The following is a 22892-nucleotide window of genomic DNA, read 5'->3' on the forward strand; positions in this document are numbered from 1 at the left end:
AGTCAGGGGCGATCCAGGCCCCACGTCTGCAGGACATACGACCGCCCCTTCTCCTCGCCCTCGATCAGGGGCACGTCGAGCAGGCTGAAGCCCGCCCTCGTGGCTGCCCCGACGCTGGCGGCGTTGTCGGCCTCCAGCTCCAGGATCACCTGTTCCGCCCCCAGCTCCTCGAAGGCGTAAGCGGCCATCAGCCGTACCGCCCGTGCGGCCAGACCGTGACCCCGGTGGGCCGGGCCGACCGCGTAACCGAGTTCCGTGCCCTCGGGGGCGCGTCGCAGCATCACTTCGCCGAGCGGGGCGCCGCCGTCGACGGTGATCGCGAGCAGGATGGTCGAGCCCTCCTCCCGCACGCGCCGGGCCTTGTCCAGGCGGTTCCGGGCGGCCTCCTCGTCGAAGGGCGTGACGATCGGGGTCCAGTGCGCGATGTCGGCGTGGTCGAACAGATCCGGCATCGCGGACAGGTCCGCTTCCGTCCAGTCGCGCAGGACGAGGCCCTCCCCCGTGAGCTCGATCCGGGCGGGAAAGGGTGATGTGGTGCTGCTCATGGTGCGGGGCCTCCCTGGCGTGTTCAGGACGGATCAGGATATCCGTGCCGCGGCTACCGGGCCCCGTGGTCGAGCAGCCCCAGCACCAGGACGGCCGCCGCCGTGGCGAGGAAGACGATGCCGCCCACGATGTCGCGGGAGCCCACCCGCAGGTGGGCGATGATCGCGCCGATGAAGTAGAGGATGAGGCCGGCGGCTGCGAGGGTGCCCAGGAGCGGGACGGCGAGTCCCGCCAGCAGCCCCACGGTGCCCGCCGCGAGCAGCGAGCCCAGCACCGGCACCCATCTGCGGTGGATGCCCTTCATGTCCGCCTGGGTCTTGGGGTATTCGTGGCCGATCAGGTAGGTGACGGCGGCGGCGCCGTTGAAGACCACGCCGAGGACGGTGACCGTGACATAGGCGGCGAACACGACTTCTCCGATGCAGTGGGGAACGGTGATGCCCGGCACCCCGTTGCGGGATGCCGTTCCCCTGAACGACGAACCGGCGACGCGGAGTTGTGACATCGCCCCTCGGCGGGGCGGCCGCGCGTCGCCGCTCAGCCCAGCGCGTCCTCGATCAACGCCGCCCACTGCGCCACCACTCGGCGGCATGCAGGAGGCCGACGGCGATGCGGTGGGGTGGGCGTCATGGCGACCGTCACCGGGTGGGCCGAGGCCTCCCCCTTCAGGAAGGCGGGCAGGTCAAGAAGCGGCCCGCTCGTCCGTCGGGCGGCGGCGGAGGCCGGTGTCCGTCAGGGAGGGGGACTGCCATGCGCCGTCCGGGTGGTACAGGTTCGTGCCGGGCGGGACGATCTCGTCGATGCGGTCGAGGGCCGAGTCGTCCAGGACCACCGATGCCCCGTTCAGCAGGGCCTCCCACTGTTCCGCGGTGCGGGGGCCGATGATGACCGAGGTGACGGCCGGATGGGCGAGCGGGAAGGCGACGGCCAGCTCCGGGAGGGTGCAGCCGATGTCCGCGGCCAGTTCGGCGAGCCTGTCGGCCGCCTCCAGCTTGGTGATGTTCTCCGGGATGGACGGGTCGAAGCGTGCGGGGTTCAACTGCGCCCGTCCGGAGGTGAGATCGACGGTCCGTCCCGACCGGTAGCGGCCGCTCAGGAAGCCGGAGGCGAGCGGGCTCCAGGTCAGGACCCCCATGCCGTACCGCCGGGCCGTCGGCAGCACTGACGTTTCCACGCCGCGCGCGAGGACCGAGTACGGGGGCTGCTCGGTCCGGAAGCGCTGGAGGCCCCGCCGCTCCGCCACGTGCTGCGCCTCCGCGATCTCCTCGGCGGGGAACGTCGACGACCCGAACGCCCGGATCTTGCCCGCTTGCACGAGGTCACCGAGGACCCCGAGCGTCTCCTCGATGTCCGTGGTGTGATCCGGGCGGTGCACCTGGTAGAGGTCGATCCAGTCGGTGCCGAGCCGCCGCAGGCTCGCTTCCACGGCCTGGGTGATCCAGCGGCGGGAGTTGCCGCTCCGGTTCCTCCCCTCGCCCATCTGGAAGTGGACCTTCGTCGCGAGGACGACCTCGTCCCGCCGGCCGGACGCCCGCAGCGCCTTTCCGACAATCACCTCGGACTCACCGGCCGAGTACATGTCCGCCGTGTCGACGAAGTTGACGCCCGCGTCCATCGCGGCGTGGATGATCCGGGCGCTGTCCTCGTGGTCGGGGTTGCCGACCGCGCCGAACATCATCGTGCCCAGGCAGTAGGTGCTCACCTCGATGCCGGTGCGGCCGAGTGTGCGGTAACGCATGGTTGTGCTCCCTCGCTGTCGGGCTGTGCACGGCACGCCGGGGGAAGACCGTGGTGCGGCGCATCGTAGGAGCTGGAGTGCACTCGATGGCAAGCGAGTTGGGCCCGTCGCGCCTCCGCGACGCGTGGTGGCCGCGTCGCATCCCGCCCCCGCGTGGTCATCGGTCGCCGAGCGAGGATGAAATGCGGCCTAGCGCGGGACAGGACGAAGTCGGATGCTGTGGCGCGCTGCGGAGATGGGCAGGCTGGCATCGAAGCGGTTCCGACAGGAAAGCTGGCAACCTCTGGAATACGAGGATTCATGGCTGTTTCTCACCAGCACCTCAAGACCGGCATGTCCCGCGCGGATGATCTGCCGGGTGACTGTCCGGAGAACAGATACTCCACGGCGCCGGACCGTGCCGGGCGGCCCGAGCCGTGCGGAGCGAGGGTTCCCAGGAGCGGAACGGCGAGCCCGGCCAGCATCGCGAGCACCGGTACCCACGTGCGGGGCAGTCCCTTCATGTCCGCCTGGGTCTTGGGGTATTCGTGGCCGATCAGGTAGGTGACGGCGGCGACGCCGTTGAAGACCGCGCCGAGGACGGTGACATAGGCGGCGAACACGATTTCTCCGACGCGGAGTGTGACATCGCCCCTCGCCGGGGCGGCCGCGCGTCGCCGCTCAGCCCAGCGCGTCGTCGATCATCGCCGCCCACTGCGCCACCACGCGGCGCCGGCGGGCCGTGTCGTCGGTGAGGACGTTGGCCAGGCCCAGGCCGCGGGCCATGTCCAGGAGGCCCTGGACCGTTTCGCGTACGCCGGGGCGGTACTCGTCGGCGTGCAGGAGGCCGACGGCGATGCGGTGGGTCTCGCGGCCGACGCGGGCTTCGAGTTCGGTGACGCGGGGGCGCAGCTGTTCCTCGTTGGAGGCGGCGACCCAGAGCTGGAGGGCCGCGCGGAAGAGCGGGCCGGTGTAGAGGTCGACGAGGGCGGCGACGACCGCGGCGCGGCCCTGGTCGGGGAGGGCACGCAGGGCGGCGGAGCGTTCCTCGGCGACGTACTCGACGGCCGCGGTGAACAGGTCCTCGCGGGTGGGGAAGTGGTGCTGGGCGGCGCCGCGCGAGACTCCGGCGCGTTCGGCGACGACCGAGACGGTGGAGCCCGCCCAGCCGTGGTCGGCCAGGCAGGAGACCGCGGCCTCCAGGAGCCTTTTGCGGGTGGCCCGGCTGCGGTCCTGCTTGGGGCCGGGGCTGCTGCCCTGTGTCACCGCACCCATGCGGGGTCCCGTCGTTCGAGGAAGGCCGTCATCCCCTCGCGGGCCTCCGCGGAGGCGAAGAGTGCCGCGGAGCGGGCGATGAGGTCTTCGGAGTGCTGGTCGAAACTCTCCAGCACAGTAGCCGTGACCAGCTCCTTCGATGCCCTCAGCCCCTGCGGGGAGGCCCGGCGCAGTCCGTCGAGTACCGGGGCGAGTGCCTCGTCCACGTCGTCGGCTGCGGCCAGCGTGACGAGGGAGATCCGGGCGGCTTCGGCCGCGTCGAAGCGTTCGCCGGTGAGGTAGTAGCGGGCGGCGGCGCGCGGGTCGGTGCGGGGCAGCAGCGGCAGGGAGATGACGGCGGGGGCGAGGCCGAGGCGGGACTCGGTGAGGGCGAAGGTGGCGCCCGGCCCGGCCGCCGAGATGTCGCAGGCGCCGAGCAGCCCGAGTCCGCCCGCCCGGACGTGGCCGGTGACCCGGGCCACCACCGGTTTGGGCAGCGCGACGATCTGCCGCATCAGCGCGACGAAGGCCGCCGGGTCGGGGGGTGCGGTCAGGTCGGCGCCCGCGCAGAAGGTGTTGCCGGTGTGGGTGAGGACGACGGCTCGTACGGTGTCGTCGGCCGCGCACGCGGCGAGCGCGGCCGAGAGCTCGCCGACCAGCCGCGCGGAGAGTGCGTTGCGGTTGGCCGGCGAGTCCAGGGTGAGGGTGGTGATCCCGCGCTCGTGCGTGGGGGCGGCGAGCGTCACGGGGTCTTCTCCGGGGTGTCGGGGGCGGTGCGGGCCTTCTCGCGGGCGCGCAGTTCGCGGCGCAGGATCTTGCCGGACGTGGCGCGCGGTACGGCGTCGATGAACTCGACCTGCCGGATCTTCTTGTACGGGGCGACGCGTTCGGCGACGTACGCCATGACGTCGTCCGCCGTGAGGTCCACGGGTGCGACGGACGGCCGGCGGACCAGGCAGGCCTTGGGGACCTCGTTGCCGTCGGCGTCGTACACGCCGATGACGGCGGCGTCGGCTATGGACGCGTGGCCGAGCAGCAGCGCCTCGAGTTCGGCGGGGGCGACCTGGTAGCCCTTGTACTTGATGAGTTCCTTGACCCGGTCGACGACGAACAGCCAGCCGTCCTCGTCCACGCGGCCGATGTCGCCGGTGTGCACCCAGCCGTCGGCGTCGATCATCTCGGCGGTGGCGTCGGGGCGGCCGAGGTAGCCCTTCATCACCTGTGGGCCGCGGATCAGGATCTCGCCGTCGGTGTGGGTTCCGGCGTCCTCGCCGGGGGTGTCGAGGGAGACGATGCGCATCTCGGTGTTGGGCAGCAGGGTGCCGACGGCCCCGGGCGGCGGGTTCTCGGCGGCCAGCGGGACGACGTGGGTGCCGGGCGAGAGCTCCGTCATCCCGTAGGCCTGGCGCACGGGCGGCAGTCCGAGCCGGCGCGAGCAGGCGGCGGCGAGTTCGGCGTCGAGCGGGGCGGCGGAGCTGACGACGTACTCCAGCGAGGACAGGTCGTACCGGTCGACGACCGGGTGCTTCGCCAGAGCCAGCACGATCGGCGGGGCCACGTACAGGCCGGTGATGCGGTGCTTCTCGATCGCGGCCAGGAACTGGGCGAGGTCGAAGCGCGGCAGGACGACGACGGTGGCGCCGGTCCGCAGCGGTGCGTTCATCAGGGCGGTGAGCCCGTAGATGTGAAAGAAGGGGAGCACGGCCAGGATGCGGGCGCCGGTGCCCATGGGGACGAAGGGGCGCAGCTGTTCCAGGTTGGTGGCCATGGAGCGGTGGGTGAGCATGACGCCCTTGGGGATGCCCGTGGTGCCGGAGGAGTAGGGCAGCGCGGCGATGTCCTGCACCGGGTCGATGGTGATCATCGGTTCGGGGGCGGTGGTGGTGAGCATGTCGAGGATCGAGGTGTGCCCGTCCGCCTGGTCGCAGACGAAGATCTCCTCGATGCCGCCGACGAGTTCGGCGGCGCGGCGGGCCGTCTCCAGGAGCGGGGAGACGGTGACGATCCAGCGCGCGGAGGAGTCGCGGAGCTGTTTGGCGAACTCGTCGGACGTGGCGAGCGGGTGGACGGTGGTGACGGTGGCCCCGGCCCGGGTGGCGCCGAAGAAGACGGCCGGGTAGGCGATGGTGTTCGGGCTGTGCAGGGCCAGTACGTCGCCCTTGACGAGCCCGGCGCCGGCCAGCCCCGCGGCGATCTTCCGGTGGAAGGCGTCGAGCTGCCGGTAGGTGAGCCGGCTGCTGTCGTCCGTCCCGTCGATCAGGGCGACCGTGTCGCCGAACTCCGCGGCGGCCTGGCCCAGCACCGCGTCGTGGATGGCCGTGTCGAGTGGCTGGACGTCGGGGTAGTCGCTCCGGAACACGTGCGCCATGACGGGGAGTCCCTTCGATGCGGAATGGCGGGGCGGCGGCGGGAACGGGCCGCTCCGTACGACGCGTGGAGAGGTGGCGTGCGGCGCCGGGCCGGGACCCGCGGCCCGGAGGGTGCGGGTCCCGTACGGCGTGGAGAGACAGGATGGCGGCTGTCAGTACGACTTGGGGAGGCCCAGGGACTGATGGGACACGTAGTTCAGGATCATTTCCCGGCTGACCGGCGCGATCCGGGCGACCCGGGACGCGGTGATCAGGGACCCGAGGCCGTACTCGCGGGTGAGGCCGTTGCCGCCGAGGGTGTGCACCGCCTGGTCGACCGCCTTCACGCACGCCTCGCCGGCCGCGTACTTCGCCATGTTCGCGGCCTCGCCCGCGCCGATGTCGTCGCCGTCGTCGTAGAGCCGGGCGGCCTTCTGCATCATCAGCCGGGCCAGTTCGAGTTCGATGTGCGCCTGGGCCAGGGGGTGCGCGATGGCCTGGTGGGCGCCGATGGGCTCCTTCCACACCTGGCGGGTCTTCGCGTACTCGACGGCGCGGGCGAGGGCGTAGCGGCCCATCCCGATACCGAAGGCCGCCGTCATGATGCGTTCCGGGTTGAGCCCGGCGAAGAGCTGGAGGAGGCCCGCGTCCTCATCGCCGACGAGCGCGTCGGCGGGCAGCCGCACATCGTCGAGGACCAGCTCGAACTGCTTCTCCGGCGCCTGGAGTTCCATGTCGATCTGCGACCGCTGGAAGCCGGGGGCCTCGCGCGGGACGATGAAGAGGCAGGGCTTCAGCTTGCCGGACCTGGCGTCCTCGGTGCGGCCGACGATGAGGGTGGCGTCGGCGATGTCGACGCCGGAGACGAAGACCTTGCGGCCGGTGAGCACCCACTCCTGGCCGTCGCGGCGGGCGGTGGTGGTGATCCGGTGCGAGTTGGAACCGGCGTCCGGCTCGGTGATGCCGAAGGCCATGGTGAGGCTGCCGTCGGCGAGGCCCGGCAGCCACTGCCGCTTCTGGGCGTCGGTGCCGAAGCGGGCTATGACGGTGCCGCAGATGGCGGGCGAGACGACCATCATCAGCAGCGGGGAGCCTGCCGCACCCAACTCCTCAAGCACGATGGAGAGTTCGGCCATGCCGCTGCCTCCGCCGCCGTACTCCTCGGGGAGGTTCACGCCGAGATAGCCGAGCTTGGCGGCCTCCGCCCACAGCTCGCGGGGGTGGGCGCCGTCCCGGATGACGGAGGTCATGTAGTCGCGCCCGTACCGCGTGCCGAGGGCGGTGACGGCTGCGCGCAGGGCCTGGTGCTCTTCGGTTTCCAGGACGGTGCTCATGCGGTCTCCTCTGAGGCTTCGGGGTCATGGTCTGCGGGCTCGGTGACGACTGCGAGCAGTGCGCCGACCTCCACCTGGAGGCCGGGGGCGGCGTGGAGCGCGGTGAGGGTGCCGGTGGCGGGGGCGAGGATGCGGTGCTCCATCTTCATCGCCTCCAGCCAGATCAGCGGCTGCCCGGCCTCGACGGCGGACCCGGCCGCCAGGCCCTCGGCCAGGCGGACCACCGTGCCGGGCATCGGGGCGAGCAGGGAGCCGGGTTCGGTGCGTTCGGCGGGGTCGGTGAAGCGGGGCAGGGCGGTGAACGCGTACGAGCCGGTGGCGGTGTCCACGTACAGCCGGTCGTCGCGGCCGAGGACGTCGAAGTGCCGGGTGACGCCTTCGGATTCGAGGGTGACGCGGCCGCGGCCGGCGCGGACGACGCGGACGCCCTCCGTGCCGACGGCCAGGCCGTCGCGGGTGGTGCGGTAGGTGATCTCGTGCTCGCGGCCGTCCGGTTCGCTGCGGTAGCGCCTGAGCTGGGGCTGCGAGGGGAGATTGCGCCAGGCGCCGAAGCGGGCGAATCCCGATGTGGTGGCGGTGGCGTTACGGGCCGCCTCGGCGACGGCGGCGGCGATGGCGGCCAGCCGTACGGCCGACTCGTCGGGTGCGCGGGTCAGTGCCGCCAGGTGGCGTTCGTAGAAGCCGGTGTCCAGGCGGGCCGCCACGAAGTCCGGGTGGCGCAGGGAGCGTACGAGCAGATCGCGGTTGGTGACCGGGCCGTGGACGCGGGCGCGTTCCAGGGTGCGGGCGAGCAGGCGCACGGCTTCGGTGCGGGTGGGGGCGTGGGCGATGACCTTGGCGAGCATCGGGTCGTAGTGCGCGCCGATGGTGTCGCCGCCGGTGTATCCGGTGTCCAGCCGCACACCGGGCTCCTGCGGCACGTCCAGCGAGAGCAGTGCTCCGGTCTGCGGCTGCCAGTCGCGGGCCGGGTCCTCGGCGTAGAGCCGGGCCTCGACGGCGTGCCCCGCGGGGTGCGGCGGCGCGGCGGCGGGCAGCGGTTCGCCCTCGGCGGTGCGCAGCTGGAGCGCGACGAGGTCGAGGCCGAACACCGCTTCGGTGACGGGGTGTTCGACCTGGAGGCGGGTGTTCATCTCCAGGAAGTACGGCCGCCCGTCGTCGGTGACCAGGAATTCGACGGTGCCCGCACCCCGGTACCCGACGGCCCGTGCGGCGGCCACGGCGGCGGCGTGCAGCCGGTCGCGCAGCCCGTCGTCGAGACCGGGTGCGGGGGCCTCCTCGATGACCTTCTGGTGGCGGCGCTGGAGTGAGCAGTCGCGGGTGCCGAGCGCCCAGACGCCGTCGTGCTCGTCGGCCATGATCTGGACCTCGACGTGCCGGCCGCGTTCCACGTACGGCTCGGCGAAGACCTCCCCGTCCCCGAAGGCGGACAGCGCCTCGGCCGCGGCGGCGGTCAGCTCGCCTTCCAGATGGTTGAGTTCGCGGACGATCCGCATCCCCCGCCCGCCGCCGCCCGACGCCGCCTTGAGCAGCAGCGGCAGATCCCCGGCGCGGGCCGCGGCCGGGTCGACGGGGGCGAGGAGCGGCACCCCGGCGGCGGCCATCAGCTCCTTGGCGCGGGTCTTGGACGCCATCAGCTCGATGGCCTTGACCGGCGGGCCGACCCAGACCAGTCCGGCGTCCTGCACGGCGGCGGCGAACCCGGCGTTCTCGGAGAGGAAGCCGTACCCGGGATGGACGGCGTCCGCGCCTGCCGCGAGGGCGGCGGCCACGACGAGATCGCCACGCAGATACGTGTCGCGGGGCGCGGCCCCCGACAGCCGTACGGCGGTGTCGGCCTCCCGTACGTGCAGCGCGCCGGCGTCCGCGTCGGAGTACACGGCGACGGTGGCGATGCCGAGCGCGCGGCAGGTACGGAAGATCCGGCAGGCGATCTCGCCCCGGTTGGCAACGAGCAGGCTGGTGATCATGTGGGTTCTCACATCCGGAAGATGCCGAAGCCGCCGCGGGCGCCCTCGACCGGTGCGGTGTGGATGGCGGACAGGCACATCCCGAGGACGGTCCTGGTGTCGCGCGGGTCGATGACCCCGTCGTCGTACAGCCGGCCGGACAGGAACATCGGCAGGGACTCGGACTCGATCTGCTGCTCGACCATGGCGCGCAGTCCGGCGTCCGCCTCGTCGTCGTACGGCCGCCCCTTCGCCGCGGCGGAGGCGCGGGCGACGATGGAGAGCACCCCGGCCAGCTGCTGCGGGCCCATGACGGCGGACTTGCTGCTGGGCCAGGCGAACAGGAAGCGCGGGTCGTAGGCCCGGCCGCACATGCCGTAGTGCCCGGCGCCGTAGGAGGCGCCCATCAGCACGGACAGATGCGGGACCTTGGAGTTCGACACCGCGTTGATCATCATCGCGCCGTGCTTGATGATGCCGCCCTGCTCGTACTCCTTGCCGACCATGTAGCCGGTGGTGTTGTGCAGGAACAGCAGCGGGATGTCGCGCTGGTTGGCGAGCTGGATGAACTGGGCGGCCTTCTGCGACTCCTCGCTGAACAGCACGCCCTGCGCGTTGGCGAGGATGCCGACCGGGTAACCGTGCAGCCGCGCCCAGCCGGTCACCAGGCTCGTCCCGTAGAGCGGCTTGAACGCGTCGAAGTCCGAGCCGTCGACCAGCCGGGCGATGACCTCGCGCGGGTCGAAGGGCACCTTCAGGTCGCCGGGCACGATGCCGATCAGCTCGTCGCCGTAGTACTTGGGCGGCTCGGCGGGACCCGGATCGGCGTGCGCCTTGCGCCAGTTGAGGCGGGCGACGATCCGGCGGGCCTGGCGCAGCGCGTCCTGCTCGTCCACGGCGAAGTGGTCGGCGAGCCCGGAGATGCGGGCGTGCATCCCGGCGCCGCCGAGCGATTCGTCGTCGCTCTCCTCGCCGGTGGCCATCTTCACCAGCGGCGGACCGCCGAGGAAGACCTTGGACCGTTCCTTGATCATGACGGTGTGATCGGACATGCCGGGGACGTACGCCCCGCCGGCCGTGGAGTTCCCGAAGACGACGGCCACGGTCGGGATACCGGCGGCCGAGAGCCGGGTGAGGTCGCGGAAGAGCGCCCCGCCGGGGATGAAGATCTCCTTCTGCGAGGGGAGGTCGGCGCCGCCCGACTCGACGAGGCTGATGACCGGCAGCCGGTTGGCGAAGGCGATCTCGTTGGCGCGCAGGGCCTTCTTCAGCGTCCAGGGGTTGGAGGCGCCGCCGCGTACGGTCGGGTCGTTGGCGGTGATCAGGCACTCCACGCCCTCGACCACCCCGATCCCGGTGACGAGCGAGGCGCCGACCGCATAGTCGCTGCCCCAGGCGGCGAGCGGCGACAGTTCCAGGAACGGGGTGTCCTGGTCGATCAGCAGCTCGATGCGCTCGCGGGCCAGCAGTTTGCCGCGTGCCCGGTGCCGCTCGACGTACTTCTCTCCGCCGCCCTCCAGCGCCTTGGCATGCGCGGCGTCGAGGCCGGCGAGCTTGTCGAGCATGGCCGCGCGGTTCGCGGTGTATTCGGGGCTCGCGGTGTCGAGCCCGGTGGGCAGGACGGTCATGCGTGCACCTCCGGTGCGTCGGAGCTGTCCAGCAGGACCACGGGTATCTCCAGGTGGCGCGAGCGCAGCCACTCCCCCACCGCCTTGGCCTGCGGGTCGAAGCGGTGCTGGGCGGCCACGCCCTCGCCGAGCAGCCCGTGGACGGTGAAGTTCAGCGCGCGCAGGTTCGGCAGGACATGGCGTACGACGGTGAGCGGGGCGGTCTCCGGGAGCAGTTCGCGCAGCCGCTCGACGGTCAGCTCATGGGCCAGCCACCGCCACGCCTGATCGCTCCGCACCCACACCCCGACGTTCGCGTCCCCGCCCTTGTCGCCGCTGCGGGCGCCCGCGACGAGCCCGAGCGGAGCGGTACGGGTGGGCAGGCCGGGCGCCAACGGCGTTGGCAGCGGCGGCTGTTCGGCGTCCTGGAGGGGCCGGGTGCGGGCGGGCGGTTCCTGCACCTGCCGCCGGCCGTCCGGGAGCACGGCGACCTGCGTCACCTCCTCGGCCGGTACGTACCGGGCCTCGAACACCCCGTAGGGCGCACCCTTTCCGGGCGGGGCGGTGACATGGAAGCCCGGGTAGCTGCCGAGGGCCAGCTCGATCGCGGCGCCGGACAGGGCCCGCCCGACGGCGTCCGGTTCCTGGTCGCGGACGACGAGCCGGAGCAGGGCGCTCGCGGTCTCCTCGGTCGCGGCGTCGGTCCGGTCGGTACGGGCGAGCTCCCAGCGCACCTCCTCGGGCCGGCGCCCGGCACGGGCGAAGGCGTCCTCGAACTGGTGCCGGACGAGCCGCGCCTTGGCCTCGATGTCGAGTCCGGTGAGCACGAAGACGACCTCGCCCCGCCAGCCGCCGAGCCGGGTGAGTCCGGCCTTGAGGGTGGGCGGCGGGGCCTCGCCGCGCACCCCGGAGATGCTGACCCGGTCCGGGCCCTGCTGCGCCAGTCGTACGGTGTCGAGCCGGGCGGTGACGTCGGGTCCCGCGTACCGGGCGCCGCCGGTCTCGTACAGCAGCTGGGCGGTGACCGTGCCGAGGTCGACGACGCCGCCGGTGCCGTCGTGCTTGGTGATGACGGAGGTGCCGTCGGCGTGGATCTCGGCGACGGGGAAGCCGGGCCGCCGCAGGTCGTGGTCGCGGAAGAAGGAGTAGTTCCCGCCGGTGGCCTGGGTGCCGCACTCCAGCACGTGCCCGGCGACGACGGCTCCGGCGAGCGCGTCGTGGTCCTCGGGTCCCCAGCCGAAGTGGGCGGCGGCGGGCCCGGTGACGAGCGCGGCGTCGGTGACGCGGCCGGTGACGACGACATCGGCCCCGGCCCGCAGACAGGCGGCGATGCCCTCGCCGCCGAGATAGGCGTTGGCGGTGAGGAACCCGTCGGGAACAGGCAGGCTGTCCCCCTCGACATGCGCGACGCGCACGGGCACGCCCAGCTTGTCAGCCAACTCCCGTACCGCATCAGCCAGTCCGGCCGGATTGAGGCCGCCCGCGTTGGTGACGATCCGCACCCCGCGCTCCCGGGCGAGCCCGAGGCCCTCCTCAAGCTGCCGCAGGAAGGTGGTGGCGTAGCCGCGCGAGGGGTCCTTGAGCCGGCCGCGGCCGAGGATGAGCATGGTCAGCTCGGCGAGGTAGTCGCCGGTGAGGACGTCGAGGGGGCCGCCGGTGAGCATCTCGCGCACGGCGTCGAAGCGGTCGCCGTAGAACCCGGAGGCGTTGCCGACCCGCAGCGGCGCGGGCCCGGGCGCGTCCGTCACTTCCCGGTCCCCCGCCGCGGGTCGCGTCCGGGTCCGGCGGGCCCGGCGAAGGCCTGCGCGATGTCCAGCCACGCCTCGGCGTCGGCCCCCTCGGCCCGTACGGCGAGGTCGTCGCGGTGGGCGCGCTGGGTGACGAGCAGGCAGAAGTCGTGCAGCGGCCCGGTGACCCGCTGGGCGGCGCCCTCGGGGCCATAGGCAGTCAACTCACCGCCCGGCCCTTCCAGTTCCACCCGGAACTCCTCTCCGGGCGCCTTGATCCCCCGTACGAGGAAGGCGTAGTCCCTCGCCCGTACCCCGATCCGCGCGACGTGCCGCAGCCGGGCGGTGGGGGTGCGGGTGACACCGAGCGCGTCGGCCACGTCCTGGCCGTGTGCCCAGGTCTCCATGAGCCGCCCGGTCGCCATGGAGGCGACGCTCATGGGCGGCCCGTACCAGGGAAACCGGGTCCCGGCCGGGGCCGCCCGCAGCGCCTCCTGAAGCCGCTCGTGCCCGGCGCGCCAGTGGGTGAGCAGGGCGTCCGGGGCGTACGCCGCAACGACCTCGCCGGCGGCCTCGTCGACGAAGCCCTCGGGGTCCCGCATGGCCTTCGCGACCTCGTCGCCGAACCGCTCGGGGTCGGTGACGGAGAGCAGTGCCACCTCGTCGGTCCAGCTCAGATGGGCCACCTGATGGGCGACCGTCCACCCCGCGGCAGGCGTCGCCCCCGCCCATTGCGCGGCGCTCAACCCGGCTACCAGCAGGTCGAGTTCCTCGCTCTCGCTGCGCAGATCGTCGAGCACGGCTGAGGCATCGGACACGGTGCGCTCCCCTCGGGGCGTGGCGGTGTGCACCGGAGCCTGCCAGCGGGACAGAAAACAATCAAGCATGCTTGCATTATTTTTGCCGCGCGGTACCTCCGGGGAAGCGCTCGGGGGGTATCCCCACCCTCGCCAGGGGCCTCAGGCAGTCACGCAGCGGGCGGGCAGCCCCATCGACCGGGAATGCGGTTCCGACCAGGATGAGTGATGTCCGAAGAGAGCCCCACCGGGCCCGCCGGACACAGCAAAAGATAACCGTCCCCAGCTGTTCACATGACTGCCAGGAATGAAAAAGCCATGACTGAGACCGTACGTAAGAACCGCCGCCTGCGTCCCGCCCTCGTGGGTATATGCCTGGCCGCCGCAGTGACCGGAATCTCCGCCTGTGCGGATTCGACTCCGTCCGATTCCGGGAAATCGAAGAGCCCCGGCCAGTCGTCCCACCAGAATTCCGGTGCCCCGGCCGCCGCGAAGCCGTCGACACCTGCCGCCGCGGCGTCCCTCCGCATGATCGCGAACGGTGACCACAGCCTGGCCTTCCATGTCACACCCGGCCACCTCCCGGCCCTGGTCCTGGACGCGGGTGGCGGTGAGGACTCGTCGTACTGGAAGACGATGGCGCCCGAACTGGCGAAGAAGACCGGTTCCATGGTGGTCACGTACGACCGGGCCGGAATGGGAAAGAGCGACGAGGTTCCCGGGGCGTGGAAAGTCGAGAACGCGGTATCCGATCTGAAGGCCGGACTGACGAAGCTGGGAATCACCCATGACGTGATCCTGGTTTCACATTCCCAGGCGGGCGAGGTCGCCACCTATTTCGCCAAGGAGAACCCGAATTGGCTCGCGGGTGCCGTCCTCGTCGACGGAAGCCTTCCCGAGTTCTATACGGACGAGGAGACGGCGAAGATCGAAGCCGCGAACAAGGCCCAGGTGGAGGCCCTCAAGGACCAGCCCTCGACGCAGCAGACCCGCCAACTGCTCGCCACCGGGGACGGCTACGGCCCGATGCACCGCGCGTACCACCAGGTCTCCTGGCCGCAGAGCGTCCCGGCGACGGCCATCGTCTCGGAGAAGACCCCCTTTGAGACACCCGAGGACGCGCAGCTCTGGCGCAATGCCCAGCAGGAGTTCGTGAAGGGGGCCCCGAACCGCGACCTCGTGACCGCCGCGAAGAGCTCGCACGACATCGCCGGCGACCGTCCGGATGTCATCGTCACGGCGGTCGGGCAGATGCTGAAGACCGCGGGCTGACCGTGAGGGGAGGAGGAACGGCACCGCCCCGCACGGTCGGCGAGACCGTCGGTGGCGGTGGCGGTGGCGGTGGCGTCACGGTGACAGCGTCGCGCGGGTCATTCCTGAGAGAATTCATGCGGTCGCACCTTGAAACCAAGGCCCGCCGGCAACAGCGAGGATATCTTGACGAGTTCCTCCACCCAGGGCGCAACCGTGTAGCTGGTGGAGTTCACCACCTCCACCAGCGGGTGGCCGGAGTGGTCCGCGTGGATACGGGTGTACGCGAGTTGGATCAACGCCGTTGCCACACCGCACCCGTACACCCCGACCACAAGCGCGAGCAGTACCGTCGAGAGCCGAACCGAACGCGTCGGCCACGGCAGAAGGAACAACTGCAGTACGCCCCAGACAGCCGCAGCCGCCATCACTAACGTCATTCCCGCCCCAAGCCCTCAAATTACTTGATTCGCAAGTACGAATACATGTCAGATGTTCGACTGCGGCTGCAACGGCCCACGGCGGGAAACCTGGCAGGGGCAGTCGGGGGTCCTCGTGATGGGGATGCGATGGTCAGGGTGCTGTCGATCTGTACCGGGTTGCCTCCAACGTTGGCCGCAGGCAACCTCCGTGCCGTCGCGCCGACCACTCGGCCCGTACCGGCAGGTTGGCGCGTGCAGGCCGGGCGTGGGCCCGGGAGGCTCGGGCCGCGATCGGGCCGGCCCGAGCCTCCGAGCCGTGGGGCGGGTCAGGCGGACTGAGTCACTCTGCCGGCGCCCGCCTTCGCTGGTGCGATGCCGAAGATGTCCACCGCGTGGTAGTACGTCCAGGCCGTGGCGTTGCACGAGGTCAGCGTCGCGCCGGAGTAGGCGGCGCAGACGCGCTTGAGGTCCTCGTAGAGGGCGGAGTCGAGGCGAGCCTTGTTGGCGGAGAACGTGCCGGCGGCCTTGTAGTTGCGGTAGCCGAAGTCATGGCGGGCGCAGGCCGTCTGGAAGGGGAAGCCGAACGGGTTGTCGGGCGAGGAGCTGCAGTAGTCCGTCGACCAGTCGAAGCCGTACGCGCCCCAGGCGCCCTGGTTGTTGCGGGCGGCGTTCCAGGCGTTGTAACTGGAGGCACTCGTCTGGGTCCAGGAGCTGAGGACCTGGGGCTTGTCCGCCGGGGCGGCGGAAGCGGATGCGGCGGGCAGCAGGGCGAGCGGGAGCGACAGGGCAGCCGTGGCGAGCAAGGTGGCGAAGCGGCGACGCATGTACAACCTCCGTGGGATATAGGGGAGTTGCGGCAGCTGTGCGCCTCGTGGGTCTCATGAGGCAGCTTCAGCATGACGTCATGTACATGGCGAGTGCGGCAGTTTCGTCAATTAGCCTCGGCGTTTCGGTCGGGATAAGACCGGAAGCGGGGAGGAAATGCGAAAAGTTCCTTCTGAGCTGGGATGCTGAACCTTGTCGAGGGGTTCTTTCGGTCCAAGCGGAACGCAGTCGCCGCAGATCGACCAAAACTGCGAGGTGCCGTAGCTGTCGTCGCGCGCCCGCCAGGGATGACGGGACGTGCCCTTAGCGGGTCAGCGTCTCGTAGCCGCTGTCTCCGCAGTACTCCACGACGCGCCCCTCCGCCTCGGAGTCACCGTTCTTCATCGCCGCCGCCGTCGCCTCACCCAGGGTGCGGCCTCCGCCGACGGCCTCGTCCCGGAGCGGTTGCATCGCGAGGAGGGCGTCCTCAGCGACGGCCCCGACCTCGTCGTAGCCTGGCGACTCCGGCGCGTCCGAGTCCGTGTCCGAGTCAGTGCTCGTGTCCGAGTCCGAGTCCGCCGCGTTCCGCGCCTTCTGCCACGCCCCCAACTGCGTGCAGTAGCCCTCCCGCTGCTCGGTCAGCTGCTGCTCGCTCTTGCCGTTGGACGAGGAACACCCCGCCGACATCGCCACCAGAGCGAGGACCGGGAATACCGTCCTGAGTACGCGCACCACGTTGCCCCCCGGCCGGAATTGCGCCCGCTCGACGCTGTCACCCGCAATTTCCGCAGCAAGGTACACCTTGGGACATCCCGTCCGACGGTCGTCGCCCGGTCGGGGGCGACGGGTCCAGGGCTCCGGTGCGGCGGGCGACTACCGCTCGGACGCGCACGCGGTGAACCGTTCGGCTGCCTCCCAGAGTTCGTCCTCGCGCCGCGGGTCGTAGGACTCGTCCGACGAGCGGTCCACGCGGCCGCGGTCGACGCAGGAACCGGTCGGCGCCGGGGTCGTACCGAGAACGACGTCAGCGAGGTGGCGGCCCGCGGTGTTGCGGCTGGTGGCGAACGGGGTGAGCGTCATCACCGGCAGGACGCGCCGCACAACCGCCGCGCCCCCGGGCATCCAACGGCTCACCGCGCGTCTCGGCGACGTTCCGATCGGCGTGTTCGCCGCGGACTGGACCCTGGTGTGGTGGAACACCATGTGGAGCGCCCTGCACAGTGGTCCCGCTGTCCTCCCGGCCGCCGAACGCAATCTCGCCCGTGCGCTCTTCGGCACCGGTGCCGCACGCTCCCTGATGCTCCACATCCGCTTCGAGCACGGACAGGACGCCTTCGTGGCGTCGATCGTCGCCGACCTCAAGGACGCCGTCTCCCGCTATCCCGCGGATTCCCGGCTCGACCGTCTCGTGCGGGAGCTGCGGGAGCTGCGGGAGCTGCGGGAGCTGCGGGAGCTGCGGGAGACATCCGACGCCTTCGCCCATCAATGGGCCGCACCGACGGCCGCCGCCCCGCACACGAATGACCGCAAGACGATTCGGCACCCCCAGGTCGGCGACATCCTGCTCTACTGCGACGTTCTCGTCGTCCCCGGCGCCGACCTGCGCATGGTCACCTACACGGCGGCGACCGGAAGCGCCGAGGCGGGGAAGCTCGACCTTCTTCGCGTCACAGGAGGTCACACCGCCGGCGCGCTTCCCTGACCGGCTGCCGCTGAGCGGTTTCGCCAGGTGCGGGTCCACCCAAGGGCGAGGCGTCCCCCGCGTGCGCGCGACGGGCACGTTCCCGCGCCCTCCACACGGGTCCCCGTAGGATGCCGGTCCGGGCGGAACCGTAGCGCAGAGGTCGTCGCGCGCGGTCTCCAAAACCGCGAGGACGCCGGTTCGAATCCGGCCGGTTTCGCCTTGCCGCCGAGTCCAGGGGGGCCGAACGGGACTTGGTCGCATCCGCCCCCCGGGGCCACGCTCCCGGGTCACCCGCCCCCTGACTTCCGCAGCCCCCTCACCTGGCTGCGTACCGCGCCCATGCTCGCCCCGATGACCAGGGCGATGGCCAGGGCGTCCGTGGTGGAGAGCGCCTGGTCGAGGATGAGGAAGCCCGCCGCGGCCGCGATCGCCGGTTCCAGGCTCATCAGGATCGCGAAGGTGGGCGCGGGCAGCCTGCGCAGCGCCATCAGTTCCAGGGTGTAGGGGAGGACCGAGCTCAGCAGCGCGACGGCCGCGCCCAGTCCGAGCGTGCTGGGCACCAGGAGCTTCGAGCCCGACTCCATGATGCCGAGCGGCAGCGAGAGCAGGGCCGCCACCACCATCGCCATGGCCAGCCCGTCGGCCTGCGGGAAGCGGCGGCCGGTGCGGGCGCTGAAGATGATGTACGCCGCCCACATGGCTCCCGCGCCGAGGGCGTACGCGGCGCCCACCGGATCGAGCCGGTCGAAGCCGCCGCCGCTCAGCAGCAGGACGCCGCCCAGCGCGAGGGCGGCCCAGACCACGTTGACCAGACGGCGTGAGGCGACGACCGAGAGGGCGAGCGGGCCCAGCACCTCCAGGGTGACGGCCGCGCCGAGCGGGATGCGGTCGGCGGCCTGGTAGAAGAGCGTGTTCATACCGCTCATCGCGACACCGAACGCGAGCACCGTGCCCCAGTCGGCGCGCGAGTGGCCGCGCAGCCTGGGACGGCAGACGACGAGCAGCACCAGGGCGGCGGCGGCCAGCCGCAGCGTGACGACACCGAGGGCGCCGGCCTTCGGCATCAGCAGGACCGCGACCGCCGATCCGAACTGGACGGAGAGGCCGCCCGCAACCACCAGCGCGATCGGGGCAAGCGCGGCCCTGCGCCCCGCGGCGGGGGCCGGCCCGCCTGGCGCTCCCGGCTCACCGAGGGCGGTGACCGCCTCCGGTACGGCGACTGCGGCGGCCGATTCTGCGGCGGTGCCCTGGTCGTTCACCTGTGGCCTGACTTCCTGAGTTCACGGATTACGGGCGAGTGCAACACAGTGCACTACCCAATTGAAGATACTGCACTCATTCCGTGCAGCCCATCCCCTTACCGTAGGCACCTGCGCGCGGCGCGTGAAATGCCTACTGGGCTCCCGTTATGCTTCCCGCGCATGAGTACAGGACAGGGCGCCGACCGAAGCACGGGGACAGGCCGGGGCAGGGACCAGGGCGCGGACCAGGGCGCCGGACGCGGGGTCGAGATCCGCCATCTGCGCGCGTTCCTCGCCGTGGCGGACGAGTCCAGCGTCACCCGGGCCGCCGCCCGGCTCCGGCTCACCCAGCCCGCCGTCTCACGGACCCTGGCCGCCCTGGAGCGGCACCTCGGCATCCGGCTCGTCGACCGCTCCACCCACCACCTGGTCCTCACCCCCGAGGGCGTCGCCTTCCGCGACAAGGCCGCCGCCGCGGTGGCCGCGTTCGACGAGGCACTCGACCCCGGCGGGCTGCGCAGGTGGCCGCTGCGGCTCGGGCACGCCTGGTCCGCGTTCGGCCGGTACACCACACCGCTGCTCCGCAGCTGGCAGGAGCGGTATCCGCAGACCCCGCTCGAACTGCTGCGGATCGACGACCGCACGGCCGGACTGACCCGTGGCGAGGTCGATGCCGCGCTGCTGCGCGGGCCGGTCGACGCGCCCGGCCTCCTCACCGAGGTGCTGTTCGACGAGAAACGGGTCGCGGCCGTGGCGGCGGACGGCCCGCTGGCCGCCCGCGCCGCGCTCCGGCTCGCCGATCTGGCGACCGGCACCGTCGTCCTGAACACCGTCTCCGGCACCACCACCCCCGACCTGTGGCCGCCGTCCGCCCGGCCCGCCGCCACCCTCACCGTCGCCAACACCGACGACTGGCTGACCGCCATCGCGGCGGGCCGGGGGACCGGGGTCTCCACCGCCTCGACCGCCGCCATGCACCCGCACGCCGGTGTCGCCTACCGGCCGCTCACCGACGCCCCGACCGTGCCGGTGCTGCTCGCCCGCCGCGACGCCCCCGGCCATCCGGCGCTGGCGGACCTCGCCGCGCTGGCCCGCGAGATCGTGGGGCGAGACGTCTCGGGGTGAGGGAATTTCGCGGCGCGGCACCGCAGTGAGCGGACGGGGCTGAGCGGACCACGCGCCGGGTTCAGGTCCGGTCGGGGCCCGGCCCCTCGCCCGGCCCCTCGCCCAGCCCCTCCGCCAGCACCTGAGCCAGGTGCCTGGCCCGCACCCCGCCCAGCTGGTCCAGCTGGGTGCGGCAGGAGAACCCGTCCGCCAGGATCTCCGTACCCGGTGCCGCCTCCCGTACCGCCGGCATCAGCGCGTCCTCGGCGCAGGCCGCGGACACCTCCCAGTGGCCGCGTTCGAAGCCGAAGTTGCCGGCCAGTCCGCAGCAGCCGCCGGTCAGCTCGCCGCTCAGGCCGGCGCGTTCGCGCAGCCGGCGGTCCGGCCCGTCGCCCAGGACCGCGTGCTGGTGGCAGTGCGTCTGGCCGGTGACCGGGCGGTCCAGGTGCGGGGGCCGCCAGTCGGGGGCGTACTTCTCCAGGTACTCGGCCAGGGTGTGGACAGCGGCGGCCAGTCCGGCGGCGCGGGGGTCGTCGGGGAGGAGTTCCGGGAGGTCGCCGCGGAGGGTGGCCGCGCAGCTCGGTTCGAGGACGATCACGGGGAATTCGTGCATGCCGGTCAGCCGGTCCAGAGTGCGGCGCATCACCTTGCGGGCCTTGTCCAGCTGGCCCGTTGAGACGTAGGTGAGGCCGCAGCACAGTCCTCGGCCGGGCGTGAGCACCCGGCGGCCCGTCGCCGCCTCCACGACCTTCACCGCCGCCCGGCCCACCTCGGGCGAGAGGTGTTCGGTGAAGGTGTCGGGCCAGATGGCGGCCACCTCGTCGTTGGAGAAGATGAACGTCCCCTTGCCCCAGCGCCTGTCCAGCCATTGGCTGTACGTCTCCCGGGCCAGCACCGGAATCCCCCGCTCCGGCGCGATGCCCGCCAGCCGCTTGGCGAGCGCCGCGAGCGGCCGTACCCGGGCCAGTGCGTTCAGCGTGCCCGCGAAGGGGGACGCCAGGCGCAGCCACAGCGGGAGCCGCCCCATCGTGTAGTGGGCGGCGGGGCGCAGCCGGTGCCGGTAGTGGTGGTGCAGGAACTCCGCCTTGTACGTGGCCATGTCGACGCCCACCGGGCAGTCGCTGCGGCAGCCCTTGCAGGACAGGCACAGGTCGAGCGCGTCCCGTACCTCCGTCGAGCGCCAGCCGTCCGTGATCACCCCGCCCGCCGGTCCGGCCAGCATCTCGTGCAGCAGCCGGGCCCGGCCACGGGTGGAGTGGGCCTCCTCGCCGGTCGCGCGGAAGGACGGGCACATCACGGCCGGTCCGGAGGCCTCCTGCGTACGGCACTTGGCGACGCCGACGCACCTGCGCACCGCCGCCGAGAAGTCGCCGCCGTCGTGCGGGTAGCCGAAGGCCACGTCGACCGGCTCGCGGGGCAGCACGTCGAAGCGCAGGTTCTCGTCCAGTCGGGCGGGGCGGACGAGGATGCCGGGGTTCATGCCGCCGTCCGGGTCCCAGAGGTCCTTGAACCGGCCGAAGAGCGATACCAGTTCGCTCCCGTACATCCTCGGCAGGAGTTCGGCGCGGGCCTGGCCGTCACCGTGTTCGCCGGACAGTGATCCGCCGTGTGCGACCACGAGCGAGGCGAGCTCCTCGGAGAAGCGGCGGTAGCGGGCCACGCCGTCGCCGCTCAGCAGGTCGAAGTCGATGCGGACGTGGATGCAGCCGTCGCCGAAGTGCCCGTAAGGGGTGCCGCGCAGCCCGTGTCCGTTGAGCAGGGCGCGGAAGTCGCGGAGGTAGGGGCCGAGCCGGGCGGGCGGCACCGCGCAGTCCTCCCAGCCGGGCCAGGCCTCGCCGCCTTCCGGTGTGCGGGTCGCCGTTCCCGCCGCGTCCTCCCTGATCCGCCACAGCGACCGCTGCCCGGCCGGGTCGGTGACGACGGCGGTGTCCACCGCGTCGGCGGACGCGGTCCGGGCGATCCGTTCGGCGTGCGCCCGCGCCTCGGCCGGGGTGGCCCCGCCCGTCTCGACGAAGAGCCAGGCCGCGCCGCGCGGCAGCCCGGCCGGCCGGCGTACGAGGTCGGCGGCCATGCCCTCGACGGTCAGCGGGTGGTGCGGGAGGAGGCCGGGGGCGGCCTCGGCGGCGGCGGACTCGTCGGCGTAGCCGAGTACGGCGAGCGCGCGGGCGACGGGCGCCTCGACGAGCCGCAGCGTCGCCTCCGTCACCACGCCGAGCGTGCCCTCGCTGCCACAGAACGCGCGGGCGGGGTCCGGGCCGCGCTCGGGCAGCAGCGCGTCCAGGGCGTACCCGGAGATGCGGCGCGGGAGGTCGGGGAACCCGGTACGCAGGAGGGCGAGGTTGCCGGTGACCAGGTCGCGGAGTCCGGCGGGGCCCTCGGCGCCCCGTTCCAGGCGCAGGGTGTCGCCGCCGTAGCGGGCGACGGTCAGGGCGTGGACGTTGTCGGCGGTGGTGCCCCAGGCGACCGAGTGCGAGCCGCAGGAGTTGTTGCCGATCATCCCGCCGATGGTGCAGCGGCTGTGCGTGGAGGGGTCCGGGCCGAAGGTGAGCCCGTGCGGGGCGGCGGCGGCCCGTAGGTCGTCCAGGACGACGCCCGGCTGGACCACTGCTGTGCGGGAGCCGGCGTCCAGCTCGACGAGGGACCGCAGATGGCGGGTGAGGTCGAGGACGACGCCGGTGCCGGTGGCCTGCCCGGCGATGGACGTACCGCCGCCGCGCGGCACGACGGGCACCCCGTGCGCGCGGCAGACGGCGAGCGCGGCGGCGATGTCGTCGGCGTCGCGCGGGGCGACGACCCCGAGCGGCACCCGGCGGTAGTTGGACGCGTCCATCGTCGTCAGGGCCCGTGCGGTGGCGTCGAATGCGACGTCGCCCCTGACGGCCGCTCGCAGTTCGCCGGCGAGTGCGGTGCGGTCGGGGCCGGTTGTTGCCTCACGAGGTGCCATCCGGCCAGGATGCCGCCGGTCCGGGCCGGTGGCCGTCGGGGCCGGTGCGTTTCTGCCGAATACGTCAATACGTCTGAATCTGTCGGGCGCCCGAACATATACGCAACAGAGAGCACCACAAGTTCTTCCCAAACAGATCGTCAATTCTCATATAGTGACTCAGACT

21 protein-coding genes and 1 tRNA gene are annotated in these 22892 nt (G+C 72.2%); 4 read left to right on the forward strand and 18 right to left on the reverse strand.

What is annotated here, in order from left to right:
- Window positions 1-2 precede the first annotated feature (2 nt).
- The 12 genes from OG322_RS15210 to OG322_RS15265 form a co-directional block, all read right to left on the reverse strand.
- Window positions 3-545: a GNAT family N-acetyltransferase gene (locus OG322_RS15210; RefSeq protein ID WP_329306530.1), complete on the reverse strand. Its 543-nt coding sequence runs from the start codon at window positions 543-545 to the stop codon at window positions 3-5.
- A gap of 53 nt (window positions 546-598) precedes the next feature.
- The gene (locus tag OG322_RS15215; protein ID WP_329307735.1) at window positions 599-955 is read right to left on the reverse strand and encodes a DoxX family protein; all 357 of its coding nucleotides are present in this window, start codon (window positions 953-955) and stop codon (window positions 599-601) included.
- 273 nt (window positions 956-1228) lie between these two features.
- A complete protein-coding gene (locus tag OG322_RS15220; RefSeq protein ID WP_329306531.1) occupies window positions 1229-2284 on the reverse strand; it encodes an aldo/keto reductase in 1056 nt (351 codons plus the stop codon).
- 311 nt (window positions 2285-2595) lie between these two features.
- Window positions 2596-2886 (reverse strand): hypothetical protein, encoded by a 291-nt coding sequence (locus OG322_RS15225; RefSeq protein WP_266411277.1) that lies wholly within the window; start codon window positions 2884-2886, stop codon window positions 2596-2598.
- Between the two features lie 58 nt (window positions 2887-2944).
- Entirely contained in the window at window positions 2945-3538 is a 594-nt protein-coding gene (locus tag OG322_RS15230) for a TetR/AcrR family transcriptional regulator (RefSeq protein ID WP_266411278.1), read from the reverse strand.
- Entirely contained in the window at window positions 3526-4263 is a 738-nt protein-coding gene (locus OG322_RS15235) for an enoyl-CoA hydratase family protein (protein ID WP_266411279.1), read from the reverse strand. The genes OG322_RS15230 and OG322_RS15235 overlap by 13 nt, the downstream gene beginning before the upstream one ends.
- Window positions 4260-5885, reverse strand: a complete 1626-nt coding sequence (locus tag OG322_RS15240) for a 4-coumarate--CoA ligase family protein (protein WP_266411280.1) — start codon at window positions 5883-5885, stop codon at window positions 4260-4262. The genes OG322_RS15235 and OG322_RS15240 overlap by 4 nt, the downstream gene beginning before the upstream one ends.
- A gap of 153 nt (window positions 5886-6038) precedes the next feature.
- Complete coding sequence (locus tag OG322_RS15245; protein ID WP_123460886.1) at window positions 6039-7199, reverse strand: acyl-CoA dehydrogenase family protein; 1161 nt, start codon at window positions 7197-7199, stop codon at window positions 6039-6041.
- Window positions 7196-9166, reverse strand: coding sequence for an acetyl/propionyl/methylcrotonyl-CoA carboxylase subunit alpha (locus OG322_RS15250; RefSeq protein ID WP_123460885.1), 1971 nt, complete (start codon window positions 9164-9166; stop codon window positions 7196-7198). Before OG322_RS15250 ends, OG322_RS15245 begins: the two co-directional genes overlap by 4 nt.
- A gap of 8 nt (window positions 9167-9174) precedes the next feature.
- Window positions 9175-10773 carry an acyl-CoA carboxylase subunit beta gene (locus tag OG322_RS15255; protein ID WP_329306532.1) on the reverse strand — a complete coding sequence of 533 codons (1599 nt, stop codon included), beginning with the start codon at window positions 10771-10773 and terminating at the stop codon, window positions 9175-9177.
- Entirely contained in the window at window positions 10770-12500 is a 1731-nt protein-coding gene (locus OG322_RS15260) for an acyclic terpene utilization AtuA family protein (RefSeq protein ID WP_329306533.1), read from the reverse strand. Before OG322_RS15260 ends, OG322_RS15255 begins: the two co-directional genes overlap by 4 nt.
- On the reverse strand, window positions 12497-13297 hold the full coding sequence (locus tag OG322_RS15265) for a TIGR03084 family metal-binding protein (protein ID WP_329306534.1): 801 nt from the start codon (window positions 13295-13297) through the stop codon (window positions 12497-12499). Before OG322_RS15265 ends, OG322_RS15260 begins: the two co-directional genes overlap by 4 nt.
- Window positions 13298-13594: 297 nt before the next feature.
- Here OG322_RS15265 and OG322_RS15270 point away from each other — a divergent pair, with 297 nt between their 5' ends.
- Window positions 13595-14548, forward strand: a complete 954-nt coding sequence (locus tag OG322_RS15270; protein ID WP_329306535.1) for an alpha/beta fold hydrolase — start codon at window positions 13595-13597, stop codon at window positions 14546-14548.
- 98 nt (window positions 14549-14646) lie between these two features.
- Here OG322_RS15270 and OG322_RS15275 read toward each other — a convergent pair whose 3' ends face one another.
- The 4 genes from OG322_RS15275 to OG322_RS15290 form a co-directional block, all read right to left on the reverse strand.
- On the reverse strand, window positions 14647-14967 hold the full coding sequence (locus OG322_RS15275; RefSeq protein ID WP_329306536.1) for a hypothetical protein: 321 nt from the start codon (window positions 14965-14967) through the stop codon (window positions 14647-14649).
- Window positions 14968-15275: 308 nt separating this feature from the next.
- Window positions 15276-15773, reverse strand: a complete 498-nt coding sequence (locus OG322_RS15280; protein WP_329306537.1) for a phospholipase — start codon at window positions 15771-15773, stop codon at window positions 15276-15278.
- A 304-nt stretch (window positions 15774-16077) separates the two neighbouring features.
- The gene (locus tag OG322_RS15285) at window positions 16078-16485 is read right to left on the reverse strand and encodes a hypothetical protein (protein ID WP_329306538.1); all 408 of its coding nucleotides are present in this window, start codon (window positions 16483-16485) and stop codon (window positions 16078-16080) included.
- Between the two features lie 141 nt (window positions 16486-16626).
- Window positions 16627-16833, reverse strand: coding sequence for a hypothetical protein (locus tag OG322_RS15290; protein ID WP_185095352.1), 207 nt, complete (start codon window positions 16831-16833; stop codon window positions 16627-16629).
- On the opposite strand from OG322_RS15290, the gene OG322_RS15295 reads away from it, so the two are divergent.
- Both OG322_RS15295 and OG322_RS15300 read left to right on the forward strand, forming a co-directional pair.
- Window positions 16823-17455, forward strand: coding sequence for an MmyB family transcriptional regulator (locus tag OG322_RS15295; protein WP_329306539.1), 633 nt, complete (start codon window positions 16823-16825; stop codon window positions 17453-17455). The two genes, OG322_RS15290 and OG322_RS15295, sit on opposite strands and share 11 nt — an antisense overlap.
- 124 nt (window positions 17456-17579) lie before the next feature.
- Window positions 17580-17654 (forward strand) — tRNA-Trp (locus OG322_RS15300).
- Window positions 17655-17724: 70 nt separating this feature from the next.
- Here the strand turns inward: OG322_RS15300 and OG322_RS15305 are convergent.
- Entirely contained in the window at window positions 17725-18696 is a 972-nt protein-coding gene (locus OG322_RS15305) for an EamA family transporter (protein WP_123460878.1), read from the reverse strand.
- Between the two features lie 162 nt (window positions 18697-18858).
- On the opposite strand from OG322_RS15305, the gene OG322_RS15310 reads away from it, so the two are divergent.
- The gene (locus OG322_RS15310; RefSeq protein ID WP_123460877.1) at window positions 18859-19803 is read left to right on the forward strand and encodes a LysR family transcriptional regulator; all 945 of its coding nucleotides are present in this window, start codon (window positions 18859-18861) and stop codon (window positions 19801-19803) included.
- A gap of 61 nt (window positions 19804-19864) precedes the next feature.
- On the opposite strand, the gene OG322_RS15315 is transcribed toward OG322_RS15310, so the two are convergent.
- Entirely contained in the window at window positions 19865-22726 is a 2862-nt protein-coding gene (locus OG322_RS15315) for an FAD-binding and (Fe-S)-binding domain-containing protein (protein WP_329306540.1), read from the reverse strand.
- Window positions 22727-22892: the final 166 nt, after the last annotated feature.

It is taken from the genome of Streptomyces sp. NBC_01260 (genome assembly GCF_036226405.1).
GTDB classification, from domain to species: Bacteria; Actinomycetota; Actinomycetes; order Streptomycetales; family Streptomycetaceae; genus Streptomyces; species Streptomyces laculatispora.